This is a genomic window from Achromobacter sp. 10T422, assembly GCF_056394065.1.
On sequence record NZ_JBFTHD010000004.1, the window covers coordinates 36,637 to 60,180 of the forward strand.

Here is a 23,544-nt window from a genome sequence, read left to right on the forward strand (position 1 = left end):
TCCTGTCATAAGGGGAAACCGCATGACTCACCCACCCATGTCCGCCGCGCAGGCCCTGCGTGCGGATCACGTCAGCGTCACGTATCCCGGCCTGCACGACAGCGGCCCGGTGGTTGCGCTGCAAGACGTCAACCTGACGATCGAACCCGGCGAGTTCGTCGTGGCGCTGGGCGCATCAGGCTGCGGCAAGACGACCTTGCTGAGCCTGTTGGCCGGCTTTCTGTCGCCCACCGACGGCGAGATCACGCTGGGCGGGCGGCCCATTACCGGCCCGGGCGCCGAACGCGGCGTGGTGTTTCAAAAGCACGCGCTGCTGCCCTGGCTGAACGTGCTGGAGAACACCGAGTTCGGCCTGAAGCTGCAAGGGGTCGACAAGGAAACGCGGCGCGCCCGCGCCCGGCGCAACCTGGAGCTGGTCGGCTTGCAGGATTTTCATCGGCACATGATCTACCAGTTGTCCGGCGGCATGCAGCAGCGCGTGGGCATTGCCCGCGCCCTGACCTGCGACCCCGCCATGCTGTTGATGGACGAGCCGATGGCGGCGCTGGACGCGTTGACTCGCGAGACCATCCAGGAGCTGCTGCTGGACATCTGGCGCCAGACCAACAAGATGTTCTTCTTCATTACCCATAGCGTGGAAGAGGCGCTGTTCCTGGGGTCGCGGCTGATCGTMATGTCGCCGCGCCCAGGGCGCATCACGCACACCTTCACGCCGGACTTCAACCGGCGCTACCTGGAGACCCGCGATGGCCGCCGTATCAAATCCAGCCCCGACTTCATCGCCATGCGCGAGCAAGTCCTTGGCATCATCTACGGCGACGAGCTTGCCGTCCAAGAGCCCGCACATGCCTAGGCCGCGCGGCGGGCACAAGCCCGCAGCGCCCGGCAAGGTCTATGGCGCCCCGGGCGCGGGCTACAGCGGCCACATCAGCCTGATCACCACCATTGCGCTGATCGCGCTGTGGTTTCTGGTGACCAGCGCCGGCTGGGTCAAACCGCTGTTCCTGCCCTCGCCCTTTGCGGTGTACGACAAGTTCGTGTCCGCCATGACCGACGGCGTGGCCAATTCCACGCTGGCCGAACACGCCATGGCCAGCCTGACGCGGGTGTTCTCGGCGTTTCTGCTGGCCTGCGTCACGGCGGTGCCGGTAGGTATTCTGATGGGCGTGAACCGCTATGCGCGCGGCATCTTCGACCCGCCGATCGAGTTCTACCGCCCGCTGCCGCCGCTGGCTTACCTGCCGCTCATCATCATCTGGTTCGGCATTGGCGAATTTCCGAAGATTCTGCTGATCTACCTGGCCATCTTTGCGCCAATGGCAATTGCGGCGCGCGCGGGCGTGCGGTCGGTATCCATCGAACAGATCCATGCGGCCTACGCCATGGGTGGCACACCCATGCAGATCGTCTGGCACGTCATCCTGAAAGCCGCCATGCCGGAAATCTTCACGGGCTTGCGTATCGGTATCGGCGTGGGATGGACCACGCTGGTGGCGGCCGAAATGGTGGCCGCTGACCGGGGGCTGGGCTTCATGGTGCTGAACGCCGCGCAATTTCTGGCCAGCGACATCGTCATCATGGGCATCATCGTGATCGGCGTGTTTGCCTTCGCGTTCGATCTGCTGGTGCGCTACGTGGAAAAATTCGCCATCCCGTGGAAGGGACGCATCTGACGCGCAACGCTAAAGGTAAAGGGCAATCCCCCATTTCGCCACCCAGACCGCTCCTCTATCCTGAGTCTCCGACCCAGACTCACACCCCGACCCCGGCCGCGCTTGCCTCATGCGCGCCGGGCGTTGCGTCGTCTACTCAAGGAGCCGTCATGTCCAGCCAGGCCTCGATGCTCAAGCCTGTGTTGTGGGAACGCCTGTTTGAACGGGAAAGCGCGCCCAATCTCAGCCTGCAAGGCCGCGTGCGCCAGATGCTGGTGTCGGCCATTCTTAGCGGCCACTTGCCGCCCGGCACGCCGGTGCCGTCCAGCCGGCAATTGGCCGACCAGCTGCGCATTGCGCGCAACACCGTCGTGTTCGCCTACCAGCAGCTGGTCAGCGAAGGGTATCTGGTGTCACGCGAGCGAAGCGGCCATTTCGTGTGCGACTCCGTCATGCAGGGGCATTCGGGACCCGCGCCCGAAGCCGCCGCCGCGCTGCCCGATGCCGACACCCCGCAACGCGTGCGCTGGGAAGAACGCTTGCGCTTTCGCCCGTCGCGGCAACGCAATATCACCAAACCCCAAGACTGGCAGAAGCAGCCCTACCCCTTTGTGTACGGCCAGTTCGACCCTGACCTGTTCCCCACCGCCGAATGGCGCGAATGCTGCATCAAGGCGTTATCGGTGCTGGACATCCGCAGCTGGGCGCCTGACCTGATCACCCATGACGACCCCGCGCTGATCGAACAGATCCGCACGCAGGTGCTGCCGCGCCGGGGCGTGTGGGCCGACGCCGAAGAGATCGTCATAACCGTCGGCGCGCAGCATGCGCTGTACCTGCTGGCCGACCTGCTGGTCAATGAAGACACCGTCGTCGGCATGGAAGACCCCGGCTACCCCGACGCCCGCAACATCTTCGCCAGCCATACCCGCAACCTGCTGCCCATGCCCGTTGACGAACGCGGCCTGTGCACCGGCACGCATTTGCTGGGCTGCGACTATCTGTTCGTCACCCCCGGCCATCAATGCCCCACCACCGTGACGCTGTCGATGGAGCGCCGCGAAAGCCTGCTGGCGCTGGCGCGCCAGGCCGACAGCATGATCATCGAAGACGATTTCGAAAGCGAAAGCCGTTGGGGTGAAGGGGCGATCCCCGCGTTAAAGAGCCAGGACCGCGATGGCCGTGTCATCTACGTGGGCAGCCTGGCGAAGTCGTTCGCGCCGGGCCTGCGCATTGGCTACATCGTCGCGCCGCGTGAGCTGACGCGCGAATTGCGCGCGCTGCGCCGGCTGATGCTGCGCCATCCTTCCGCCTACATCCAGCGGGCGTTCTCGCTGTTCATCTCACTGGGCCATCACCATTCCTTGCTGCGCAAGCAGTCGCAGGCTTACCAGCGGCGCGGTGCGGAACTGACGCAGGCGCTGGCCCGCTATTTGCCGGATTTCAAACCCACGCCCATTACCGGGTCGTCGTCGTGCTGGCTGGAAGGCCCGCCGTGGCTGAACGCCGCCGACCTGTCCGAGGCCGCCTTGGCCGAAGGCGTGGTGGTGGAACCGGGCGACGTCTTCTTCATGAACGGGGCCGATGCGCCCCGCAATTTCCTGCGCGTGGGGTTCACGTCGATCCGGCCGGAACTTATCGGACCGGGCATCGAAAGGCTGGCGCAGGTGGTGCGCCGCTACCGCTTGCAGGCAGCGGCGTAGCGGCGCATCGCAAGGCGCTACCGCTTGCAGGCAGCGGCGCATCGCCGGGCGCTACAGATGTTCGTCGCGCAGGTGATACCAGCGGTACAACAACGCCTGCCCGATGCGCCGGAATGGCGCGAACGGATGCCCTGGCAGCGGCGAATCGTAGATGGGCAGGTTCCACGGAATGCCGTCCTTGCCCATCATTCTCTCGGCCAACCGCTTACCCGCTTGCGCCGAAAACGCGACGCCGTTACCGCCATAGCCAAAGGCGTAATACACCGGCTGGGCGGGATCGGGCTGCGTCACGCGCGGCATCATGTCGTGGCTGACATCGACCCAGCCCCACCACGAATACGCCACGTCCACGTTGCGCAATGACGGAAACTTGCGGGCCAGCCCTTCGCGCAGCAACGCCAGATGCCGGGGGTGCTGCGCATCAGCGCCATGCAAGGCGCTGCGGCTGCCAATCTGCATGCGGCCGTCGGGCAGCAGGCGGTAATAGAACCGCAGGGTGCGGGTATCGGTGATGAATACCGTGCTCTTCAAGCCAGCGGCCTCGCGCTCAGCCGGGGTCAACACCCGCGTCACCAGCGAATTCGACAGCACCGGCATGATGCGGTTATCCAGCAGCGGGTTCACGCCTTGCGCCGTATAGCCGCCCGTGGCGAACGCCACGCGCCGCGCCCGCACCACCCCGCCCGGCGTTTCCAGCAGGATGGCGCCTTGCTCCTTGCGCCATCGCAGCACCGGGCTGGACGGATGCACGCGCACGCCCAACGCGCGCGCCTGACGCAGATAGCCGTAGGCCAGCTTCAGCGGATGCACGCCCACGCCATCGGGTTCGTGCATGGCGCCAACGGCCTCGTGGTCGTGCACATAGCGTTCGCGCAGCTCGGCCTGGCTGAGCATCTTTGCGTCGTAGCCGAACACCTCGCGCATCACGCGGGCCTCGTTCGCCAGGAACGCGATCTTCTTCTGGCGATGCGCGGTGTACAAGTGGCCGCCGGGCTGTGCATCGCAATCCACCTGCGCGACCAGGCTCTTCCAGTATTCAAACCCTTCGCGGATCTCGGCATCCAGGCGCTTGGCGGTATCCAGGCCCCAACGGCTGATCCATTGCGACCGGTACAAGCGGCCCGACGCGTTCTGCCCCTGGCCGCCATTGCGGCTGGTGCAGCCCCACACGGCGCGGTTCGCCTCCAGCACCACCGCCCGCACGCCGAAGTCGCGCGCCAGCGTCAGCGCCGCCGATAAGCCGGTAAAGCCCGAGCCCACGATGGCGACGTCGACATCAATGTCGCCCCGGATGGGGCCGTCGTCTTCGGGCGGTTCGCCGGCGGTTGCCACCCAGTACGTGGGCGCATAGTCCTGGCCTTGGCCGGGCGGCGACACGAGCGGGTCGTAAGTTGGGTTGTAGGCAGCCACAGGCGCGGTGGGCGCTGCGGACGCTGCGTGCGCACCGGGTGGAAGGGACGTGTCGAAGGGCATTTGCGTATCCATGCTTCGATTCCGTGGGGCAACGCTCAGGCACGGGCCGGCAAGGCCGGGCGCTGCTTGCGGAACGCGTTCTTTACGCGGATCTTGCCGTCCTGGAACGTGAAGATATCGACCATATCGGCCTCTACCCGCGAGCCATCGGCGGCGGTGCCGGTGAACGTGCATTCCGACACGCCACGGTCGCCCGCCACCCAATGCCGGCCGTTGTTCCATTGCGCATCAGGAAAGTTCTTCCAGGCCGCCGCAAAGGCGGCGCGCACCGCTTCCGTTCCGCTGTGGCGGCTGCCGCAAGCGTCCGGCCCGCCCACGGTTTCGAACACGCAGTCTTCGCTCATGAAGCGCATCAGGGCATCGATATCGTGGCGGTTCCAGGCGGCGGCAAAGTCGGCCAGCATGTCCACGGTGACGGTCTTGTGCATTGCGTACCCCTTTCTCAAAGTCCGGCGCAAAGCGCGCGCGGGCGTCTGGACTCAAGGTACGTGGGCCACCTGGCAGGGTCTAGAACCAGACGCGGGGAATCGCTTGCACCAGAATTGCTTGCTCCCCATTCCGGCAGCCGCTTTAGCGGACGGCAGCCGCCAAGGCGCGTGCGTGCAGCACGGCGATGGCGCAGCTGTTGACGCGCGCCTCCATCGAATCGGAACGGCTGGTCAACAACACGGGCACACGCGTGCCCAGCACCAGGCCCGCAGCGCCTGCGCCCGCCAGCCAGGTCAGCTCTTTGTAGAGCATGTTGCCGGCTTCGATATCGGGCACCAGCAGAATGTCGGCATCGCCCGCCACGTGCGACACGATGCCCTTCTGATCGGCCGCTTCACGGGATATCGCGTTGTCGAACGCCAAGGGGCCATCGATGTCACCGCCCCGGATTTGCTGGCGGTCGGCCATTTTGGATAGCGCGGCGGCATCCAGCGTGGCGGGCATCGACGGGTTGACGGATTCTGTCGCGCACAACACCGCCAGCTTCGGGCGCGCCACGCCCAGCGCGCGCGCAAGGTCGATGGCGTTCTGAGCGATGTCGGCCTTCTCTTGCAAGGTCGGCGCGATGTTGACGGCGGCATCCGTCAGGATGAATAGCTTGGGGTACGCCGCTACCGCCATGACGAACACATGGCTGATCCGACGCTCTGTGCGCAAGCCCGATTCGCGCGCCACCACGGCCGACATGAAATGGTCGGTGTGCAAACTGCCTTTCATCAACATGCTGGCCGCGCCGTCGCGCGCCAGGGCGGCGGCGGTGCGCGCGGCAAGCTTCTCATCGTCTGGCGAGTCCACGATTTCCAAACCGCCCGCGCGCACGCCCATTTCCGCCAGCAGGGCCTGAATCCGGCGCGCCGGGCCGACCAGCACGGGTTCGATATAACCGGCCTCGCGCGCCTGGACCGCCGCGCCCAGGCTCGCCGGGCACAAGGGATACGCCACCGCGGTGCGCAGGCGCCCGCCCGATAGCGCGGCCTCGCGCAGCGGTGCGAACAATCGGTCGATTGCCATGGGGTCGTGCCTCCTGCCGCGAATGTTGGGGGCAAAGTGTGACGCGAGCGGCGCGGCGTTTGCCGTGCCGCTCGCGCGCCGATCAGCGCTTGACGGGCTCGATCGACAGCGGCACCTCGCCCGCATGGAACGGCTGGTTCACGTACGACTTGTACTTGTCCAGGAAGCGCACCGGCTGCTTCAAGGCATCGCGCCGGAAGGGGTCGCCCAGTTCCTGGCTGACCATCATTTCCAGCACGGTGGTCTTGCCTTCGGACTGCGCCTTGCACGCCGCCTGCAACGCCGCACCCACCTGGTCCGCGTGCTCCACCCGAATGCCCTCTGCGCCCATGGCCCGCGCCAGCTCGGAAAAGTTCGGGTTCAGCAGGTTGCTGCCCACGAAGCGGCGGCCATAGAAGTCGACCTGGTTTTTCTTTTCAGCGCCCCATTGGCCGTTGTGAAAGACCACGGCCGTGACCGGAATCTTTTCGCGCACGCAGGTCAGCAATTCCTGGAAGCTCATGCACCACGCGCCGTCGCCCACATAGGCCACGGCGGGCCGGTCGGGCCGCCCGAGCTTGGCGCCGATGAGCGCGGGCAGCGCATAGCCGCAGTTGCCGAAGCTCATGGCGGCCAACATCGAGTTCGGCTCATCAAAGCGCAGGTAGCTGTTGGACACCGAGCAGATGTTGCCGATGTCTGTCGACACCATCACATGCTTGGGCATCGCGCGTTCCAGCTCGCGCAGCATGCGCCGCGGATGCATGCGCCCGCCGCCCTGCTCGATGATGTCCAGGCTCCAGTCGTCGCGCTCGTGCGACCAGCTGTCCAGTTCGTTTTCCCATTCCGCTTTCTGCGAGGCAATCGCGTCACCGCGCGCTGACTTGGTGCGCACGCAGGCGACGTCACGGCCTTTCAGCTTTTCGGTCAGAGCGGCGGCGGCGGGCTTGGCGTCGCCGCAGATGCCCACCGATACCGGACGCACCAAGCCCAGCATGCGGTGGTCGGCATCCACCTGGATGATGCGCGCGCCTTGCGGCCAGTAGTCCAGCCCGTGCTGCGGCAAGGTGCCGAATGGCCCCAGCCGCGTGCCTAACGCCAGCACCACATCGGCCTGCGACAACAGCTTCATGCCGGCTTTCGCGCCCTGATAACCCAGCGGGCCGCACCACAGCGGATGGCTGGCGGGGAACGCGTCATTGTGCAGATAGCTGGTGACGACCGGCGCGCCCAGCAATTCAGCCAGCGCCACGCATTCCGCCTGACCCTCTGAGAACAGCACGCCGCCGCCCGCCACGATGACGGGGAACTTTGCCTCGGCCAGCATTCGCGCCGCCGCTTCCAGGTCTTCTTCCGAGCCCGGCCCGCGACGCACGCGGCGCGGCTCGGGTATGGCCACGTCGATCTCGCCGTAGAAGTAGTCGCGCGGAATGTTCAGCTGTGTGGGGCCGCGTTCGGCCAGCGCGTTATCAAACGCCTTGGCCGTGAATTCCGCCATGCGGTCTGGCCGGTTCACGTGCGCCTGGTACTTGGTGATGCGGGAAAAAATCGGCAGCTGTTCGGTCTCTTGGAAACCGCCCAGCCCCATGCCGGCCGTGCCGGTTTCGGGCGTAATCGCCACTACCGGGCTGTGCGCCCAATAGGCGGCGGCGACCCCCGTGACGAAGTTGGTGATGCCCGGCCCGTTCTGCGCAATGCAGACGCCGTGGCGGCCCGTGACGCGGGAGTAGCCGTCGGCCATGTGGGCCGCGCCCTGCTCGTGCACCGTGGGCACGAAGCGAATTCCCGCAGCGGGAAACAAGTCCAGCGCATCCATGAAGGCCGAACCAACGATGCCGAATACGTCTTTGACGCCTTGCGCCACCAGCGTTTCAACGAACGCTTCACTGGGGGTCATGTGTTGCTTGCTGCTCATGGTCTCTCTCCTGGCAGGCCGGCGCTTGCGTGCGTGCATCGTGGCCGGTGTGATCCGATACTGCCGGAGAAAGGCGGCKGGTCACAGCCCACCGCGTTCCATTTTCTGCAAAATCCGCACGGCGGCCCGGAGGCCGCCGCGGAAATTGCAGATATTGGAAGTGCTTAGTCGATCGCCGCGCCCGCGGTCTTCACGACCTTGCCCAGCCGCGTGTATTCCTCGGCGCCAAATTCACCCAGCACCTGACGCGTGGTGGGGGACGGAATGGCCCCGCGCGATTCCAGCGCCTTCTTCACGTCCGGCCGTTGCAGCGCCTGGTTGACCGCGGCGTTCAGCTTGTCCAGCACGGCAACCGGCGTGCCCTTGGGCGCATACAAGCCATCCCAGGCGAAGAACTCGTAGCCCTTCACGCCCGCCTCGTTCATGGTGGGAATGTCGGGGTTGGACGCCACGCGCTCAGGCGTCGTCACCGCCAACGCCCGCAACTTGCCCGCCGCGATCTGGCCCGACACGTTGGGCATGACGTCGATCAGGAACGAGATCCGCCCGCCCAGCAAATCCGTCATGGCCGCACCGCCGCCCTTGTACGGAATATGCATGACCTTGATGCCCGCCATCTGGTTCAGCAGTTCACAGGCCAGATGGGACGATGTGCCGTTGCCGGCCGAGCCACAGGTCAGCTCACCCGGGTGTGACTTGGCGTAGTCCAGCAACTGCGCCAGCGATTTGAAACGGTCGTCGGTGCCATTCACAACCAGGGCGGCCGCGATGACGGTAAAGCGCGATATCGGTTCGAAGTCGGCCGGTGCGTAGCCCGGTGATTTGTACAGCCAGTGGTTGGTGGCCTGCGTGCCGTTGGTGCCATAAGACAGCGTGTAGCCGTCCGGGTTGGCGCGCGCGGCAATTGATGTGCCGATGTTGCCACCCGCACCCGGGCGGTTTTCCACGATGATCGACTGGCCGAGTTCCCGCGACAGCGGCTCGGCTACCAGGCGCGCCAGCGTATCGCCGCCACCGCCCGCCGCAAACGGCACGACCAGCGTGATGGCGTGGGTGGGCCAGTTGGCCTGTTGGGCCAGAGCGGCGGCGGAAGGTAAGGCTGCGCAGGCGGCGGCCGCCATGCAAATCAAGGTCTTGAGGGGTTTCACTTGTTGTCTCCTGAGGGGATGCCTGCCACGCGCCCGCGCTGTTTTAGGTGTATGCGGCGCGCTTATTCAAATGGGAAAGCGGGGTCGGGGGTCGCTCCTGAAAATCGCGTTGAATGCCGGATGAAAAGTTGCATTAAACGAAGCGGCAGCTCACCGCGCCCAGCGAACCGTAGTCCACATGGAACGTGTCGCCTGCCTGCGCGAATACCGGCCGGGTGAACGAGCCGCTAAGAATGATCTGCCCCGCCTCCAGCCCCACGCCGTGTTCGCCCAGCTTGTTGGCCAGCCACACGACGCCGTTGGCCGGATGGTTCAGCACACCCGCCGCCAGGCCGGTTTCCTCGATCACCGCATTGCGCGACAGCAAGGCGCCTACCCAGCGCAGGTCCACCTCCCCCACGCGCACGGGCCGCCCGCCCATCACCACGCCCGCGTTGGCGGCGTTGTCGGCGATGGTGTCGAACACCTTGCGCGGCCGTTTGGAATCCGGGTCGATCTGATGCGAGCGTGCGTCGATGATCTCGAGTGCCGGGATCACATAGCGCACCGCGTCCAGCACATCGAACAAGGTAACGCCCGGGCCCTGCAACGGGCGGTCCAGAATGAACGCCAGCTCTACTTCCAGGCGCGGCACGATGAAGCGGTCGCGCGGAATCTCGGCGCCATCGGCAAACAGCATGTCGTCCAGCAACGCGCCGTAATCCGGCTCGTCAATCTGCGACGACAACTGCATCGCGCGCGAGGTCAGGCCGATCTTGTGGCCCACCAGCCGCCGGCCCGATGCGATCTTGTGCGCGACCCATTCGCGCTGGATGGCATAGGCGTCGGCGATGGTGATGTCCGGGTGGTCCAGCGACAGCTGACGCACCTGGCTGCGCCGCTGCTCGGCCTCGTCCAGACGCAGCGCCAGTGTTTTTATAGTTGTGGCATCCATGGGGTCTCCTTGGGGGCTTGGTGTGGGTGGTATTGGGGTGTTGTTGGGGTGTTATTGGGGTGTTATTGGGGTGTTATTGGGGTGTTATTGGGGTGTTATTGGGGTGTTAGTGGGGTGTTAGTGGGGTGTGCTATTGGGGTGTTATTGCAGCGGGTGATGCCGAGGCTTATTCCGGCGGCAGATGGCGCCGGCTGCGCTTGTCGGCCAAACGCCATCCGCCCGCTGTCTTCACCAGCACGTCCTGGCATTCGCGGATGGATACCAGCCGGGGCGCGCCGCCCTGCTCTTGCGGCACGCTGTCATAGGCGGTCAGGAAGTAGCCGACATTCGCGCGCGTATCGTCCCCATCGACGAGCCGTAAATTGGTGATCACGTGACAGGTGCTGCGCTCGGCGGCACGGGCGTTCAGCGCCGCCAGCACGTCGTGCGGGCCTGACAAGCGCCGGCCTTGCCGCATCCAGACGCCGTCGTCCGCCATCAAGGCGGCGGCCACGTCATGCTGGCGCGTGTCCAGCGCATGAAAGAACGTCAGCACCACCGCTTCGCAAGCGGCCTTGATGTGTAGGGATTGCATTGCATGGTCCATGCGGGTTTGTGCTCCGTTATCCGATTTGCGCGTTGGCCAGCGGCACGTCAGGCCGCTGCAACAACGCCGGGTCCAGGACCGCGCCTTGCGCGATCCATTTACGCAACTGGCGCAACTCCCGGGGTGCGTCAACCGCGACGGCCGCCACGATGCGGCTCCCGGCATCCAGTGCCATCGACAGCAAGGCGCGGCTCTCCGCCTGCGGGCGCAGCACTTCGCTTGCCGCCAGCGCGGGAAAGCCCACGATCTGCACCATGGCGTCGTACTGCTCGGACCAGACCGCGCCGCTGGGCGTATACGGCACAGACTCGCCCAGCGCCGACAGCGCGGCAGCGGTGCCTTGGTCCTGCGCGTTCTGCCAGGATTCGAGCCGCACCCGGCCGACCGCGCCGGGATGGACCGCCCCGGCATGGGCCGCCCCGGCATGGGCCGCCCCGGCAAGGGCCGCCCCGGTATGGACCGCCCCGGTATGGACCGCCCCGCCATATACCGACACCGCCACATCGCCCGCGGCATACACGTCCACGGCAGACGTCCGGCAGTACGCATCGACCAGCACGCCGCGTTCACATTCAATGCCTGCTGCGCGCGCCAACGCGTCATTGGCTTGCAGGCCCACGCCCAGCACCACGGCATCCGCCGCGATAGCGGACCCGTCGGCCAGCTCGGCCACTGCGCGCCCGTCCGGCTGCGGATGCACCGCACACAGGCTGGCGCCTAGCCGAACCTCGACACCATGCGCGGCATGCAGCGCGGCCAGGTGCGCGGACACGCCCGGCTGCACGCTGCGCGCACACAAGCGCCCCGCCTGTTCCAGCACCGTGACGCGGCTGCCCGACTGGCGCGCCGTGGCGGCCACTTCCAGGCCGATCCATCCTCCGCCCACAATGACGACATGCTTGCCCGGACCCAGTTGCGCGCGCAGGCGCATCGCATCATCGCGCGTGCGCAGCACATGCACGGCGGCGCTGGATACGCCGGGCAACGCCGGAACAACGGGCCGCCCGCCGGTACAGAGAATCAGCTTGTCGTAGCCCGCCGATGCGCCGTCCGACAACTCCACCTGCTTGTCGTCCACCCGCAAGCGCGTGGCGGCGATGCCCGGCCGGAACTCGATATCCAAGTCCGCCAGCCGCGCCGCGGAAAACAGTTCGGTGCTATCAGCCGCAGCCTGCCCGCTTAGCACGGCTTTGCTCAACGGCGGCCGCTCATAGGGCGCATGGGGTTCTTCGCCCAGCAGCAGCACGCGGCCGTCGTAGCCGCGGCTGCGCAAGGTGGTGGCGGCCCAGCCGCCCGCCTGCCCTGCGCCCACGATGACGATCGCGCGCGCGCTCACGCGGCCTCCGCCTTCAGATACACCGTGTCGGCTTCGACCCGGACCTCGTAGCGGCGCAGGTCGGTTGTGACCGGCGGGCATTGCGGCTTGCCGGTACGAATGTCGAAGACGCCCTGGTGCAACGGGCATTCGATGGTGCCGTCTTCCAGATAGCCGTCGGCAAGGCTGGCGTTGCCGTGGGGGCAGCGGTCTTGGGTGGCGCAGATTTCGCCCTGCAAGTCGTACAGGCAGACGCCTTCACCTTCATGCACGACTCGCAGCGTGCCGGTATCCGGCGAGATGTCCGTCACCAAGGCAACGGGTTTCCAGATGTCCATGATCAGAGCCCCATCGCCTTGCGGTAGTAGTCGTAGAACGACCGGATCAGCACTTCGGTCACCATGTAGTCGGCAGGTTCCGTGTCGCGGCCGCCCATCTCGACGATGCCGCGCGCCTCGGGGTAACCCGTCACGCCGATCTGCACCTGGTTCAGCATTTCGCTGTCGTCCATCGACACAAAGCCGGCCGGCCCCAACAGGTTGGCGTGCTTGAGCCGCAGGCGGGTCATTTCCTCGTCGTCGTCCTCGTAGCCGTAATAGGTGAACACCAGTTCGTGCTCGGTGGGGCTGCGCGGGATGACGTGGCGGGTCTTCAGCGAATTGGCCTGGATGCCGAATTGGGCGGCGGGAAACACCCACGCGCCCCCCACGCGGCCCCGGTTGAACTCGGCGCGCGGCGTCACGGTTTCCAGGTCCAGCAGTTCCAGGTCGTCGCGAAAGCGGCTCATTTCCGTGGTGGCTTCGGTCTTCTTCTTGCCTTCGTTGTGCGACACCATGACGCTATGCGCGCCGCCGCCAGTGGGAATGCATTCCGACTTCGAATCCGCGCGCCACAACCCGAAGGTGATGTAGAACGTGTGCAGCAAGGTGGCGTGGTACGGGTCCTTCAGATTCTCCAGGTACATCTTCCAGTTGCTGGGAATCAGCTGGCGGCTATAGCCCAGCAGCTTGAGCGGCTTGCCCGGCAACATGTGATCAATCTCGGCCAGCACTTCCGCGCCGCAATAGTCTTCGAAGCTGGGCGCCTCTTCCGAGAACGTGGCCCAGATCGAGCCGCCCCGGTTCACGCTGCGCAGCTTGCGAATGCCGTTCTGCTTGGAGTCGAAGTCCTTCGGCATGCCGCCTTTGCCCATCGCGCCGCGACGGAACGGCACGCCTTGCAGGTTGCCGTGCAGGTCGTAATTCCATTGGTGATACGGGCAGGTGAAGTCCGTCACGCGCCCGGTGTTTTGCCAGCAGATCTGCGCGCCGCGATGCGCGCAGCGGTTCTCCAGCACATTGACCTCGCCGGTTTCGGTGCGCACCATCACCACCGGGCGGTTGCCGATCCAGTTGCGCTTGTAGCAACCGGTCTCGGGCACTTCGCATTCCAGGCCCACGTAGTTCCAGGTCTGGCCGGCAAAGAACACATCCATTTCCTTTTGGAAGATGACCGGGTCCGTGTAGACCCAGTTGGGGATGCGCGTGTAGCCCTCTTTGGGCCAGCGGCGTTCAAGATGAATGGGGGCCGCGGCAGGCGTGTCCAGCACGGCGGAATCGGAACAGGTCATGACGGGTTTCCTTGCAGCGGATTCAGATGGGAACGATCAGCGAGGTGCGCACGCGGTAGTTGTCGTAGACGCAGTCGCGGCGGCTCAGCAACAGGCCGTCGGGCGTCACGCGCAGCACATCCAGATAGCGGCCCACCATATTCAAGGTGGGCTCGCGGTCAGACAGCGACTCCATCACGGCGAAGTTGGCCTGCGACACGATGTGGTCGCCCTGCAATTCCATGACGCGCACGCCGCTGATGAAGTGGCGCAGCGAACGCGGCTCGAACATCGTGGTCTCGCGCAGCGCCGTGACGCGGTCGCGCACCATGTTCTTGTTCATGCAATAGATCAGGCCCAGCGGCAGGCCGGCGTCGTGGTTTTCGCGCGAGAGCACGCGGTAGTGACAGTCTTCGGTGAAGAAATCGGGCCACTCCTCCAGCCGGCCTTCGTCCAGGCAGTAGGCGTAGTCGTCGTAGAAATCCCGCAGTTGCGCGCGCAATGCCGGGGCGTCGGACAGTTCAATCAAGGTCATGGGGAATCCAGATATCAATGCGTGTGAACGGGGCCGGAAGGCGCTCAGGACGCCGCGGCCAACTGCGCGCGGTTGCTTTCAAAGCCGCTCTGGCTGCCCAGCGCCAAAATGGGTTCCTGCATGCGCTCCTGCCAGATCAGCGATTCCATGGCGATTTGCAGCGGGTGGTCTTGCACCGTCAGCGCAGACGTGGTTTCCGTGCCAGAGTGATGCGAGTGCATGGCCCAGCCGGGCGCAGACAAAATCAAGTCGCCCGCCTTCCAGTCCAGCCGGGTGCCGTTGACCTTGCTGTAACCGTTGCCGCGCAGGTAGTAATTGATGGCCGACGAACTATGGCGGTGCGGCACGTGGTGGTTGTCAGGCGGCGACGACGAAATCGTGGCGAAGAAGCTGTGCGTGGTGCCGATGCGGCGTTCGGTCGCCGGGTTGTACAGCACGAATAGACGGCGGCCGTTGTAGCCGCGCGCCATGTCTTCCACGGTGGGCAAATAGCGCGACACGGCCTCCCAAGGCCAATGCAGCGCTTTCGATTCCAGCACGTCGATATCAATCAGCCACTCGTAGCCCATCAGCCAGGCGCCCTCGGGCGTGATCTGTTCGCGCAGGGCCAGGTCGCGCGAACGGGCGGCGTCCGGTGCGCGGGCCGGCACGGGCTGGGTGTTCGCGTCCGCCGGGGGCACGGCGCCGTCGAACTCTTCAACGTAATGGATCTCCAGCTTTTCCAGCAGCGGCGCGTTCGAGTACGACAAACGCACCCACGGCGTCTTGCCGTCATTGCGGTACGAATGCACCTGCATCGCGGGCGTGTTCCAGACGTCCCAATGCCCCACCCGGATATCGCGGCCCGCCACCGTAGCCACCCCTTCCCCGCTGATACAGATTTCCAGCATGTTGGAGTTCTTGCGCAGGTTGTAGGTGCGCTCGCCCGGGTTCACCACATTGATGGTGACGTCCGTGCCGGGCGCCAGACCCAAGCCCGGCGCGGTCGCCTCGGGGTGGGTAATCAGCGACGCGCGGCGGCCGTTGTCCGGCCGGGGCGCGTCGATCAGCCGCGCGATTTCCAGATCAATATCCTCTTTCGGGATCACGATCGACGGCCACTTGTTTTGTTCGCGAGGCGCGGCCCCGCTGATATCCACAAACATGCTTGTCTCCTCTTGCCGCCAGCGCTGCCGGCCGGCGGTGTCTTGTTGATTGAATGCGGTTCAGGGCTGCGCCAGCAGCAGGTTTTCGCGGGTTTGGGGGGGAAGTTCGATACCCAAGCCATGCTCGCGTGCGTGTTCAAACACCACGCGCGCCATCGCCAGATCCGACAAGCCCATGCCCATGCCCTTGAAGATCGTCAGCCGCGCCTGAGGGGGTCGCGCGTCACCTTGCGCCAGCAGTTGGCCGAGCACGGCAACATCGGGCCACGGCGCGCCGTCGGCGCCATAGCGTTCGCGCAGTTCCCGCGACCCTTTACGCGCGTTCTCCAGGTCGTCCACCACCACGCGGTCGGCCAGCGTGAACACGTCTTGCGCAAACTCGGCCTTGGACGGCAAGATCGCACCCACGGCGTTCAGGTGCCGGCAGCCCGCCAACAGGGCCGCATCCACGAAAGGATCAACCGCGCGTGTGATCAGCGTGACGATCTCGGCGCCCGCCAACGCGTGTTCCAGGCTGGGGGACTCCTGGACGTCGAATGCATATTTGCCCGCCACGCTCGCCACGAACGCGCGGCGCTTTTCCGGCGTGGGGCTGTACACCCGCACCTGACGCAAATCACGCACCGCGGCCAAGGCCGCCAATTGCGTGACCGCTTGCGGGCCGGTGCCGACCAGCGCAGCGCGCGTTGCGTCTTGCGGAGCCAGCGCTCGCGTGGCGACGCCGCTGATGGCCGCCGTGCGCAACATGCCCAGCGCACGCGCTTCGATAATGGCGCGCAAGGCGCCCGTGGCCGCATCGAACAAACTGAACAACGAGCCGCCGCCCGCCTTCGTGTGCACCCAGGTTTTGAACCCGGCGTACCCGCCCTCGCCCGTCTGCACGGAACCCAATGCATGCATCGAGCTGCCGTCGCCCCATGTGGCCAGCGTCTTGGGCAGGTTGCGCGCCTGGTCGCGGGCTTGCGCCACCAGCATGTCTTGCAGCGCATCAATGGCGCGATGGATGTTCAGCACCGAGACCACGTCCCGTTCCGTCAGATACCGCAGCGAGTCAGCCATGCGCAGCTCCTTGTTGGGCGGGTTCGTCCGCCACCGTGTTGATCAGCGTTCCGATGCCGGGAATCTCGACTTCCAACGTGTCGCCGGCAGCCATGAAGCGCGGCGGCTTGCGGCTGGAGCCCACGCCTTCCGGCGTGCCGGTTGCGATGACATCGCCCGGAAGCAGCGGCGTGAACGTGCTGATGTAGGCAATCAGTTCAGGGATGGGGAAGATCAGGTCGGACACGTCGCCGTCTTGCATCACTTCGCCGTTCAAGCGGCTGATGACGCGTAGCCGCGCGGGGTCGCCAATGTCGTCCGCCGTGACCAGCCAAGGGCCAATCGCGCCACTGCGCTCGAAGTTCTTGCCCGGCGTGACCTGCGCGTTGTGCTTTTGAAAGTCACGCACCGAGTTTTCGGCCATACAGGTGTAGCCAGCCACGTGCGACAGCGCATCCCTTGCCGGAATGTGGCGTCCGCCCCGGCCGATGACGACGGCCAGTTCGCCTTCGTAATCAAACCGGTCGGAGGCGCGCGGCTTCCAGACGGGTTCGCGGTGCCCGACCAGGCTGTCAACAAAGCGGGCGAACAAAGACGGGTGCGCCGGCAGTTCACGTCCTGCTTCGGCCACATGCCGTCCGTAATTCAGGCCCACGCAAAGAATCTTGCGCGGCGCGGGAACGGGCGGCAGCCATTGCAGGCCGGCCAAGGGTGTACAGGGCAGGCCCGGCGCGTTGGCCGCTTGCGCAATCTGGTCCACGCCCGCGGTCAATGCCGTCATCACGTCGGGCCAGACCTGGGTCAGCACCACGACGTCGGTATCACGCACCACGCCCCAACCGGGGCGGCCTGCCTCTACGAAGCTGATGAGCTTCATGTTGTCTCCTGTGCTTTCGGCTCAATGGCATGCAATGGCTTACGTCTTTGCATGCATTACCAGGCTTAAAACGCCTAGTACCGCTGTTTTTCCGAATTATTGCATGCAATTTTGATAAATCGCAAGACAGGAAGATCTATTTTTTGGCTTATTGCATGCAATTTTCTAGGTACACTGGGAGCCCTTTCAGACAATCTTCAGCCCACGCCACGCTATGGCCGCTCAGATCGACAAAGTTATTTCCGAACTTCGGGACATGGTGCTTTCCGGTGCGTTGCAGCCCGGGGAACGCGTCGTGGAATTGCAGTTTTCCGCGCGCCTGGGCGTGTCACGCACGCCGCTGCGCATTGCGCTGACCGAGCTGGAAAAGGAAGGCCTGCTTGAACGCCTGCCCTCACGGGGGTTCCGGGTTCGCGCCTTCACGGTGGAAGAGATTGGCGACGCCGTGGATGTGCGCGGCGTGCTCGAAGGCATGGCCGCCCGCCTGCTAGCGGAACGCGGCGCACCCCAAGACGTGCTGGACGCGCTGTCGGAAGCGGTAGAGGAAGGACGCGCCTTGCTGGCGCCCGCCCGCCGCGACCCCAACACCACGGTGGACGCGCGCGCCTGGGGCCAGATCAACCGCCGGTTCCACGAGATTCTGTGCGAAGCCGCCGGCAATCGCGCCCTGCTGTCCGCACTGGAGCACAACAACAAGACCCCGCTTGCCGGCCCCGCCGCGCTGACGCTGCCGTCTACCCCGTCGCTGCTGGAAACGCCGTTTGTGCTGCGCGCGCAAGCCGATCATGAAGACCTGCTGCGCGCCATCACCCGGCGCGAAGCCGTGCGCGCCGAAAACCTGATGCGCGAACACGCGTATCGCAGCCGGGAAAACAAGCGGGTGCTGCTGGAGTCTTTGCGTGGCGCACTATGCGCGCGGCCGTTGCTGGGCGATGATGGCGCGTGAGTTGTCTGCTCCCCCATCCGATCACTTTCAAACCCTGAAAGATGAAAGACGAATCCTCTGCCGCCTTGCGGGCGTTGACCTTGCTGGAACAGGTCGCCCGATCTGAAAGCCCCGTGTCGTTGGCCGCCTTGACCGACGCCACCGGCTTGCCCAAACCGTCGGTGCTGCGCATCCTGACGCGTCTGGTCGACGCCGGCATGCTGCTGCGCGAGCCTGCCGGCAAAAGCTACGTCAGCGGCCCGCGGCTCAGCGCATTGGCGCGCGAGACGCTGCTGAATTCCCCGCTGCGCGGTGAACGCCATCGCATTCTGGACAGTCTGGTCGATGAGATCGGCGAAACCTGCAACTGCACCATGCTGGATGGCGACGAGGTCATCTATCTGGATCGTGTGGAAACCGCGTGGCCGCTGCGCGTGAATCTACAGACCGGGTCACGCGTGCCGCTGCATTGCTCGGCCAGCGGCAAGCTGTTTCTGGCGCACATGCGGCGCGAAGCGCGCGCCCGTCTGCTGGCGGCCGCCCCCTTGCCCCGCTATACGCCCAACACCTTGTGCGACGTGGCGTCGCTGGAACAGGAACTGCGCACGATCAAGAAAGAAGGCGCGAGCTTTGACCGCGAAGAATTTCTGCTGGGCATCGTGTGCATGGCGGTGCCGATTCTGCACGGCACACGCGTGATCGCTGCCGTAGCCTTGCATGCGCCGGTTGCACGCTTGTCAATTGATGGCGCGCGGGCCTGGTTGCCGCGCATGCAAGAGGCTGCCCAAGCGCTGGCCGGCACGTACGAGCCGCAAGCGGATACGGACTGACGCAGCCGGAATGGCGCCGCGCTGGCTGAGGGCGCCCTGCTGAAGGCGTACTTATGGAAGACGTCCTTACTATGGAAGACGTCCTTATTGACGCCCCCCCTATTGACGCCCCCCTTATTACGCCCCCTATTGACGCCCCCCTATTGCGTCCCTGATTATTTTCCACATACGCGGGTATTGCAGGCCGATGCGCCCACGTGCGACGGCGAAAGCAACTCAGGGATTACACTGTCGGTCGATTCAGTTTTTCGCGGTTTTTGCGATCCGCCCTATTGTGACCAACACGCCCTTCTCCACCCTGCCCCTCTTGCCCGCCCTGCTCGACAACCTGCAAAGCCTGGGGTTCGAGCAAATGACGCCCATCCAGGCGCAAAGCCTGCCGCTTATCCTGGAAGGCCGCGACATCATTGCGCAAGCCAAGACCGGCAGCGGCAAGACCGCGGCGTTCGGCCTGGGCGTGCTGCAAAAGCTGGACACCACCCAACTGACCCCGCAGGCGCTGCTGGTGTGCCCCACGCGCGAACTGGCTGACCAGGTGGCGCAAGAACTGCGCCGTCTGGCGCGCCTGATTCCGAACGTCAAGATCCTGACCTTGTGCGGCGGCGCAGCCGCCCGCCCGCAAGCGGAATCGCTAGCGCGCGGTGCGCATCTGGTTGTGGGTACGCCCGGCCGCATCCAAGACCACCTGGAACGCGGCAGCCTGGACCTGGCTGGCCTGACGACGCTGGTGCTGGACGAAGCCGACCGCATGGTCGACATGGGTTTCTACGATGACATCGTGGCCATTGCTTCGCACTGCCCCACCAAGCGCCAGACGCTGCTGTTCTCGGCCACCTACCCCGACAACATCCGCAAGCTCAGCGCGCGCTTTTTGCGCAACCCCGCCGAAGTCAAGGTAGAAGCGCAGCACGACGCCAGCCGCATCGAACAGATTTTCTACGAGATCGACGGCAAAGACCGTCTGGACTCGGTAGCCCGTCTGCTGGCGCATTTCCGCCCCGTGTCCACGCTGGCGTTCTGCAATACCAAGATCCGCAGCCACGACTTGGTTGAACGCCTGCAAGCCGACGGCATCAGCGCGCAAGCACTGAACGGCGATCTTGAGCAACGCGAACGCGATGAAATCCTGATCCAGTTCGCCAACCAAAGCTGCGCCGTGCTGGTCGCCACCGACGTGGCGGCGCGTGGCCTGGACATCCAGAACCTGGGCGCGGTCATCAACGTGGACGTCACGAAAGACACCGAAGTCCACGTGCACCGCATCGGCCGCAGCGGCCGCGGTGATCAAAAGGGCCTGGCGCTAAGCCTGTGCTCGCCCGATGAAATGCGTTGGGCCAACCTGGTTGAGCAATACCAGGGCTCGCCCTTGAAGTGGGGCGACATCAAGTCGCTCAAGCCCAAGGCCGACCGCCCGTTGCGCGCGCCGATGGTGACGCTGTGCATTCAGGGCGGCAAGAAAGACAAGCTGCGTCCGGGCGACCTGCTGGGCGCGCTGACGGGTGATGGCGGCCTGACGTTCGAACAAGTCGGCAAGATCAACATCACGGAATTCAATTCCTATGTGGCGCTGGACCGCCAGATCGCCAAGCAGGTGTTTTCGCGGGTGTCCAACAGCAACATCAAGGGCCGCCGCTTCCGCATGCGGTTCCTGGAAGAGTTTTGATTGCTGCTTGGGCAGGAATCCATTCCTGCCCGCCCTTCGCCATTCGCTGGCGATAGCTTGATGATTTTGCATGGGCTTTGCCATAATGGCCCCGGCTGACTTGGCTGCCGTATAAATCACGGGAGCCAGGACGCGGAACCAAAGGTTAACGGCGTGCTCCAACGAGCCGCTGTCCCCTTAACCATCACAAGAGAAACTCACCATGATCAAGTCCGACGATACCGGCAAGCTGATCCTGCGCCTGACCCTCGGCATTCTGATTTTGCTTCACGGCCTGTCCAAACTCATGGGCGGCGGCGTGACCGGCATCAGCGGCATGCTGTCTTCGCATGGCCTGCCCGGCTTTCTGGCTTATGGCGTGTATGTGGGCGAAATCATTGCCCCCGTGCTGCTTATCATCGGCGTCTACACCCGCCTGGGCGGCCTGATCATCGCCATCAACATGATCGTGGCGGTGTTGCTCGCGCACACCGGCCAGCTTGGCACCATCACCAACACGGGTGGCTGGGCGCTGGAGCTGCAAGGCATGTTCTTCTTTACCGCACTGGCCATCGCCTTCATGGGCGCCGGCCGTTTCAGCCTGGCTGGCAATGGCGGCCGCTGGAACTAACGCTTGGCTGACCTTGGCGGCGTGACACAACACGACGCCAAGTGATACCAGACAACGGGGTCGCTCAGGCGGCCCCGTTGCTTTTGCAGCAAAGATTGATACCAACGACATGGGCCGTCACGCCGGCGCAAACATCGGTCACGCGAAAGCTGTTTCGGAACGATTACAACGAAGAACTCCTGGCCTGCTGGTATGGCCTAATCCTTACCAGCGCACCAAGGGCGTGAGCCACGCCTGGCGCAAGGTAGGGAGTTACCGAAATGAAGAAGAGTCTGCTGCTGATGCTGGTGATGGCCAGTTCGTTGACCGGTTGTGTGGTGGTGCCGGCCCGCCCGGCGTACTATCGCCCCGCGCCGGTTTACTACACGCCGCACTACTACTACCCCGCGTATCCCGCGCCGCATTATTACTACCGCGGATATTGAGCCCTCGCATCGGATGCGATGAGGAACTGCCATGACATCCTTAGCCCGGATTTCCCGTTTGCAACCCTTGGCCTTCACGGCGCTGCTGGCCGTTTGCGCGAGCGCGGCGGCGCAAACGTATGCACCGCCCCCGCCGCCCCCGGCGCCCGCTGCCCCCGTCTATGACAATGGCGACCCCGCCAACGCCAACCTGGCGCTGGTGGACCGCAGCCCCGAACCGCCGCCGCCGCTGCCCGTCTACGTGCAGCCGCCCGCGCCAGCCGATGGCTATATGTGGGTGCCAGGCTATTGGAGCCGCAACCGCTACGGCTTTTTCTGGGTGCCTGGCGCCTGGGTGCTGGCGCCCTATACCGGCGCGCTCTGGACGCCTGGCTACTGGGGCTTCGTCAACGGGCTATATGTGTGGAACGCCGGTTACTGGGGCCCTCATGTGGGGTTCTACGGCGGCATCAATTACGGCTTCKGCTACGTCGGTTTGGGCTATGTGGGCGGCTATTGGAAGCGCGACCGCTTCTACTACAACCGCTCCGTCACGAATGTGAACGTGACGCGCGTCACCAACGTCTACAACCACAATGTGGTCATCAACAACGTCGACAACCGGCGGGTCAGCTATCACGGCGGCCCTGACGGCATCCGGCGCGCGGCCGACCCGCGCGAAGTGGCGGCCCGCAACGACCGGCACGCGCCACCCACCGACATGCAGCGTGGATTCGTGCGCGACGCCGGGAACAACCGCGCCCAGTTCTATGACCACAACAAGGGCCGCCCGCCGCAAGCGTTTGTGGACCATCCCGGCAATGGACGCCCGCCTGAAGGGCAACGGCCCGGCGGCGACGGGAATCGCGGTGACCGCAATGATGTGAACCGGGGCGATCCGAACCGGGGTGACCCGAACCGGGGTGACCAGAATCGTGGTGACTCGAATCGCGGCAATCCCAATCGCGGTGATCAGCCCCGAGGGCAGAACGTCATCCAGACGCAACCGGGACGGCCGCCGCAAGCGCAAGCGCAGCAGCAGCCCTCGCGCGATGGGCAGCAGGCGCAGCGGGATCAGCAGGCGCAACAACAAGCCCGTCAGCAGCAGGCACGGGATCAGCAGGCTCGGGATCAACAAACGCGTCAACAGCAGGACCGCGACCAGCAACAGCAGCAAGCGCGGCAGCAGCAGGCTCGCGACCAGCAAAGGCAGCAGCAGGATCAAGCCCGCCAGCAGCAAGCGCGCGAACAGCAGTCTCGTGAACAGCAGCAGCAGCAGCAGCAGCAGCAGCAGCAAGCCCGTCAACAGCAGGCCCGAGACCAGCAACAACAGCAGCGCCAACAGCAGGCGCGTGAACAGCAACAGCAACAGCAGCAAGCTCGCCAACAACAGGCCCGAGACCAGCAACAGCAGCAGCGCCAGCAACAGGCTCGCGAACAGCAGCAACAGCAGCACCAACAGCAGCAACAACAAGCCCGTCAACAACAGGCCCGCGAGCAGCCGCAGAAGCGGCAACAAGGCGGCGACGACGGGCGCGGCCGGGATCAGCCGCGTGGCAACGATGGACGGGGCGGACCGAATCGCGACTGAGTTGAATCCCGGAACTGAACCCCGTGCGCGGGTCCCGCTGCACTGGACCCGTCATCGCGGCAGGACTACAGTAGGCGTCTCGCCGCGGCCCGCCGCAAAAGATTGATTGAATATCGGAGACACCCATGAACCG

The 23,544-nt window shown here is 65.0% G+C and carries 23 protein-coding genes; 9 read left to right on the forward strand and 14 right to left on the reverse strand.

Annotation, left to right across the window (positions count from 1 at the left end; all coding sequences use genetic code 11):
- The first annotated feature begins 22 nt into the window (after positions 1-22).
- The 3 genes from AC1DB0_RS10720 (at position 23) to pdxR (ending at position 3,355) form a co-directional block, all read left to right on the forward strand.
- Entirely contained in the window at positions 23-853 is an 831-nt protein-coding gene (locus tag AC1DB0_RS10720) for a taurine ABC transporter ATP-binding protein (RefSeq protein WP_054425705.1), read from the forward strand.
- The gene (locus AC1DB0_RS10725; protein ID WP_175168479.1) at positions 846-1,673 is read left to right on the forward strand and encodes an ABC transporter permease subunit; all 828 of its coding nucleotides are present in this window, start codon (positions 846-848) and stop codon (positions 1,671-1,673) included. The genes AC1DB0_RS10720 and AC1DB0_RS10725 overlap by 8 nt, the downstream gene beginning before the upstream one ends.
- 149 nt (positions 1,674-1,822) lie before the next feature.
- On the forward strand, positions 1,823-3,355 hold the full coding sequence (gene pdxR, locus AC1DB0_RS10730) for a MocR-like pyridoxine biosynthesis transcription factor PdxR (RefSeq protein ID WP_441371292.1): 1,533 nt from the start codon (positions 1,823-1,825) through the stop codon (positions 3,353-3,355).
- Between the two features lie 51 nt (positions 3,356-3,406).
- On the opposite strand, the gene AC1DB0_RS10735 is transcribed toward pdxR, so the two are convergent.
- The 14 genes from AC1DB0_RS10735 to AC1DB0_RS10800 form a co-directional block, all read right to left on the reverse strand.
- Positions 3,407-4,840, reverse strand: a complete 1,434-nt coding sequence (locus AC1DB0_RS10735; protein ID WP_175168477.1) for an NAD(P)/FAD-dependent oxidoreductase — start codon at positions 4,838-4,840, stop codon at positions 3,407-3,409.
- A gap of 23 nt (positions 4,841-4,863) precedes the next feature.
- Positions 4,864-5,256: a nuclear transport factor 2 family protein gene (locus AC1DB0_RS10740; RefSeq protein ID WP_175168476.1), complete on the reverse strand. Its 393-nt coding sequence runs from the start codon at positions 5,254-5,256 to the stop codon at positions 4,864-4,866.
- A gap of 142 nt (positions 5,257-5,398) precedes the next feature.
- Positions 5,399-6,328: a bifunctional enoyl-CoA hydratase/phosphate acetyltransferase gene (locus AC1DB0_RS10745; RefSeq protein ID WP_476756870.1), complete on the reverse strand. Its 930-nt coding sequence runs from the start codon at positions 6,326-6,328 to the stop codon at positions 5,399-5,401.
- 82 nt (positions 6,329-6,410) lie between these two features.
- Complete coding sequence (gene xsc, locus AC1DB0_RS10750) at positions 6,411-8,222, reverse strand: sulfoacetaldehyde acetyltransferase (RefSeq protein WP_156336815.1); 1,812 nt, start codon at positions 8,220-8,222, stop codon at positions 6,411-6,413.
- Positions 8,223-8,386: 164 nt separating this feature from the next.
- Positions 8,387-9,370, reverse strand: a complete 984-nt coding sequence (locus tag AC1DB0_RS10755) for a Bug family tripartite tricarboxylate transporter substrate binding protein (protein ID WP_245636400.1) — start codon at positions 9,368-9,370, stop codon at positions 8,387-8,389.
- Positions 9,371-9,503: 133 nt separating this feature from the next.
- Positions 9,504-10,304 (reverse strand): 2-oxo-hept-4-ene-1,7-dioate hydratase, encoded by an 801-nt coding sequence (gene hpaH, locus AC1DB0_RS10760; RefSeq protein WP_175168474.1) that lies wholly within the window; start codon positions 10,302-10,304, stop codon positions 9,504-9,506.
- A 166-nt stretch (positions 10,305-10,470) separates the two neighbouring features.
- Positions 10,471-10,878, reverse strand: a complete 408-nt coding sequence (locus AC1DB0_RS10765; protein ID WP_476756871.1) for a nuclear transport factor 2 family protein — start codon at positions 10,876-10,878, stop codon at positions 10,471-10,473.
- A gap of 28 nt (positions 10,879-10,906) precedes the next feature.
- Positions 10,907-12,226 carry an NAD(P)/FAD-dependent oxidoreductase gene (locus AC1DB0_RS10770; protein ID WP_476756872.1) on the reverse strand — a complete coding sequence of 440 codons (1,320 nt, stop codon included), beginning with the start codon at positions 12,224-12,226 and terminating at the stop codon, positions 10,907-10,909.
- A complete protein-coding gene (locus AC1DB0_RS10775; protein ID WP_054425727.1) occupies positions 12,223-12,543 on the reverse strand; it encodes a non-heme iron oxygenase ferredoxin subunit in 321 nt (106 codons plus the stop codon). Before AC1DB0_RS10775 ends, AC1DB0_RS10770 begins: the two co-directional genes overlap by 4 nt.
- A gap of 2 nt (positions 12,544-12,545) precedes the next feature.
- Positions 12,546-13,814 carry a Rieske 2Fe-2S domain-containing protein gene (locus AC1DB0_RS10780; RefSeq protein ID WP_476756873.1) on the reverse strand — a complete coding sequence of 423 codons (1,269 nt, stop codon included), beginning with the start codon at positions 13,812-13,814 and terminating at the stop codon, positions 12,546-12,548.
- Positions 13,815-13,836: 22 nt separating this feature from the next.
- Positions 13,837-14,328 carry an aromatic-ring-hydroxylating dioxygenase subunit beta gene (locus AC1DB0_RS10785; RefSeq protein WP_054425731.1) on the reverse strand — a complete coding sequence of 164 codons (492 nt, stop codon included), beginning with the start codon at positions 14,326-14,328 and terminating at the stop codon, positions 13,837-13,839.
- A gap of 44 nt (positions 14,329-14,372) precedes the next feature.
- Positions 14,373-15,473: a cupin domain-containing protein gene (locus AC1DB0_RS10790; protein WP_054425733.1), complete on the reverse strand. Its 1,101-nt coding sequence runs from the start codon at positions 15,471-15,473 to the stop codon at positions 14,373-14,375.
- Positions 15,474-15,533: 60 nt separating this feature from the next.
- On the reverse strand, positions 15,534-16,532 hold the full coding sequence (locus AC1DB0_RS10795; RefSeq protein ID WP_476756874.1) for an ornithine cyclodeaminase family protein: 999 nt from the start codon (positions 16,530-16,532) through the stop codon (positions 15,534-15,536).
- Positions 16,525-17,388: a fumarylacetoacetate hydrolase family protein gene (locus tag AC1DB0_RS10800; RefSeq protein ID WP_476756875.1), complete on the reverse strand. Its 864-nt coding sequence runs from the start codon at positions 17,386-17,388 to the stop codon at positions 16,525-16,527. Before AC1DB0_RS10800 ends, AC1DB0_RS10795 begins: the two co-directional genes overlap by 8 nt.
- Before the next feature lie 214 nt (positions 17,389-17,602).
- On the opposite strand from AC1DB0_RS10800, the gene AC1DB0_RS10805 reads away from it, so the two are divergent.
- The 6 genes from AC1DB0_RS10805 to AC1DB0_RS10830 all read left to right on the forward strand — a co-directional run bounded on the left by AC1DB0_RS10805 (position 17,603) and on the right by AC1DB0_RS10830 (position 23,411).
- The gene (locus AC1DB0_RS10805) at positions 17,603-18,334 is read left to right on the forward strand and encodes a GntR family transcriptional regulator (protein ID WP_054425740.1); all 732 of its coding nucleotides are present in this window, start codon (positions 17,603-17,605) and stop codon (positions 18,332-18,334) included.
- A gap of 41 nt (positions 18,335-18,375) precedes the next feature.
- Positions 18,376-19,143 carry an IclR family transcriptional regulator gene (locus tag AC1DB0_RS10810; RefSeq protein WP_342067229.1) on the forward strand — a complete coding sequence of 256 codons (768 nt, stop codon included), beginning with the start codon at positions 18,376-18,378 and terminating at the stop codon, positions 19,141-19,143.
- A 274-nt stretch (positions 19,144-19,417) separates the two neighbouring features.
- Positions 19,418-20,806, forward strand: coding sequence for an ATP-dependent RNA helicase DbpA (dbpA, locus tag AC1DB0_RS10815; protein WP_054425744.1), 1,389 nt, complete (start codon positions 19,418-19,420; stop codon positions 20,804-20,806).
- A gap of 202 nt (positions 20,807-21,008) precedes the next feature.
- The gene (locus tag AC1DB0_RS10820) at positions 21,009-21,416 is read left to right on the forward strand and encodes a DoxX family protein (protein WP_054425747.1); all 408 of its coding nucleotides are present in this window, start codon (positions 21,009-21,011) and stop codon (positions 21,414-21,416) included.
- 260 nt (positions 21,417-21,676) lie between these two features.
- Positions 21,677-21,841 carry a hypothetical protein gene (locus AC1DB0_RS10825; protein WP_175168467.1) on the forward strand — a complete coding sequence of 55 codons (165 nt, stop codon included), beginning with the start codon at positions 21,677-21,679 and terminating at the stop codon, positions 21,839-21,841.
- Between the two features lie 31 nt (positions 21,842-21,872).
- On the forward strand, positions 21,873-23,411 hold the full coding sequence (locus tag AC1DB0_RS10830) for an adenylate cyclase (RefSeq protein WP_476758657.1): 1,539 nt from the start codon (positions 21,873-21,875) through the stop codon (positions 23,409-23,411).
- Positions 23,412-23,544 lie beyond the last annotated feature (133 nt).

Bases quoted from the DNA above. Each gene is read 5' to 3' on its own strand.
- AC1DB0_RS10800 (WP_476756875.1), bottom strand. From the start codon at position 17,388: ATGAAGCTCATCAGCTTCGTAGAGGCAGGCCGCCCCGGTTGGGGCGTG.
- AC1DB0_RS10735 (WP_175168477.1), bottom strand. From the start codon at position 4,840: ATGGATACGCAAATGCCCTTCGACACGTCCCTTCCACCCGGTGCGCAC.
- AC1DB0_RS10810 (WP_342067229.1), top strand. From the start codon at position 18,376: ATGAAAGACGAATCCTCTGCCGCCTTGCGGGCGTTGACCTTGCTGGAA.
- hpaH (WP_175168474.1), bottom strand. From the start codon at position 10,304: ATGGATGCCACAACTATAAAAACACTGGCGCTGCGTCTGGACGAGGCC.
- AC1DB0_RS10780 (WP_476756873.1), bottom strand. From the start codon at position 13,814: ATGACCTGTTCCGATTCCGCCGTGCTGGACACGCCTGCCGCGGCCCCC.
- AC1DB0_RS10725 (WP_175168479.1), top strand. From the start codon at position 846: ATGCCTAGGCCGCGCGGCGGGCACAAGCCCGCAGCGCCCGGCAAGGTC.
- AC1DB0_RS10795 (WP_476756874.1), bottom strand. From the start codon at position 16,532: ATGGCTGACTCGCTGCGGTATCTGACGGAACGGGACGTGGTCTCGGTG.
- pdxR (WP_441371292.1), top strand. From the start codon at position 1,823: ATGTCCAGCCAGGCCTCGATGCTCAAGCCTGTGTTGTGGGAACGCCTG.
- xsc (WP_156336815.1), bottom strand. From the start codon at position 8,222: ATGAGCAGCAAGCAACACATGACCCCCAGTGAAGCGTTCGTTGAAACG.
- AC1DB0_RS10745 (WP_476756870.1), bottom strand. From the start codon at position 6,328: ATGGCAATCGACCGATTGTTCGCACCGCTGCGCGAGGCCGCGCTATCG.
- AC1DB0_RS10790 (WP_054425733.1), bottom strand. From the start codon at position 15,473: ATGTTTGTGGATATCAGCGGGGCCGCGCCTCGCGAACAAAACAAGTGG.
- AC1DB0_RS10740 (WP_175168476.1), bottom strand. From the start codon at position 5,256: ATGCACAAGACCGTCACCGTGGACATGCTGGCCGACTTTGCCGCCGCC.
- AC1DB0_RS10775 (WP_054425727.1), bottom strand. From the start codon at position 12,543: ATGGACATCTGGAAACCCGTTGCCTTGGTGACGGACATCTCGCCGGAT.
- AC1DB0_RS10820 (WP_054425747.1), top strand. From the start codon at position 21,009: ATGATCAAGTCCGACGATACCGGCAAGCTGATCCTGCGCCTGACCCTC.
- AC1DB0_RS10785 (WP_054425731.1), bottom strand. From the start codon at position 14,328: ATGACCTTGATTGAACTGTCCGACGCCCCGGCATTGCGCGCGCAACTG.
- AC1DB0_RS10765 (WP_476756871.1), bottom strand. From the start codon at position 10,878: ATGCAATCCCTACACATCAAGGCCGCTTGCGAAGCGGTGGTGCTGACG.
- AC1DB0_RS10805 (WP_054425740.1), top strand. From the start codon at position 17,603: ATGGCCGCTCAGATCGACAAAGTTATTTCCGAACTTCGGGACATGGTG.
- AC1DB0_RS10825 (WP_175168467.1), top strand. From the start codon at position 21,677: ATGAAGAAGAGTCTGCTGCTGATGCTGGTGATGGCCAGTTCGTTGACC.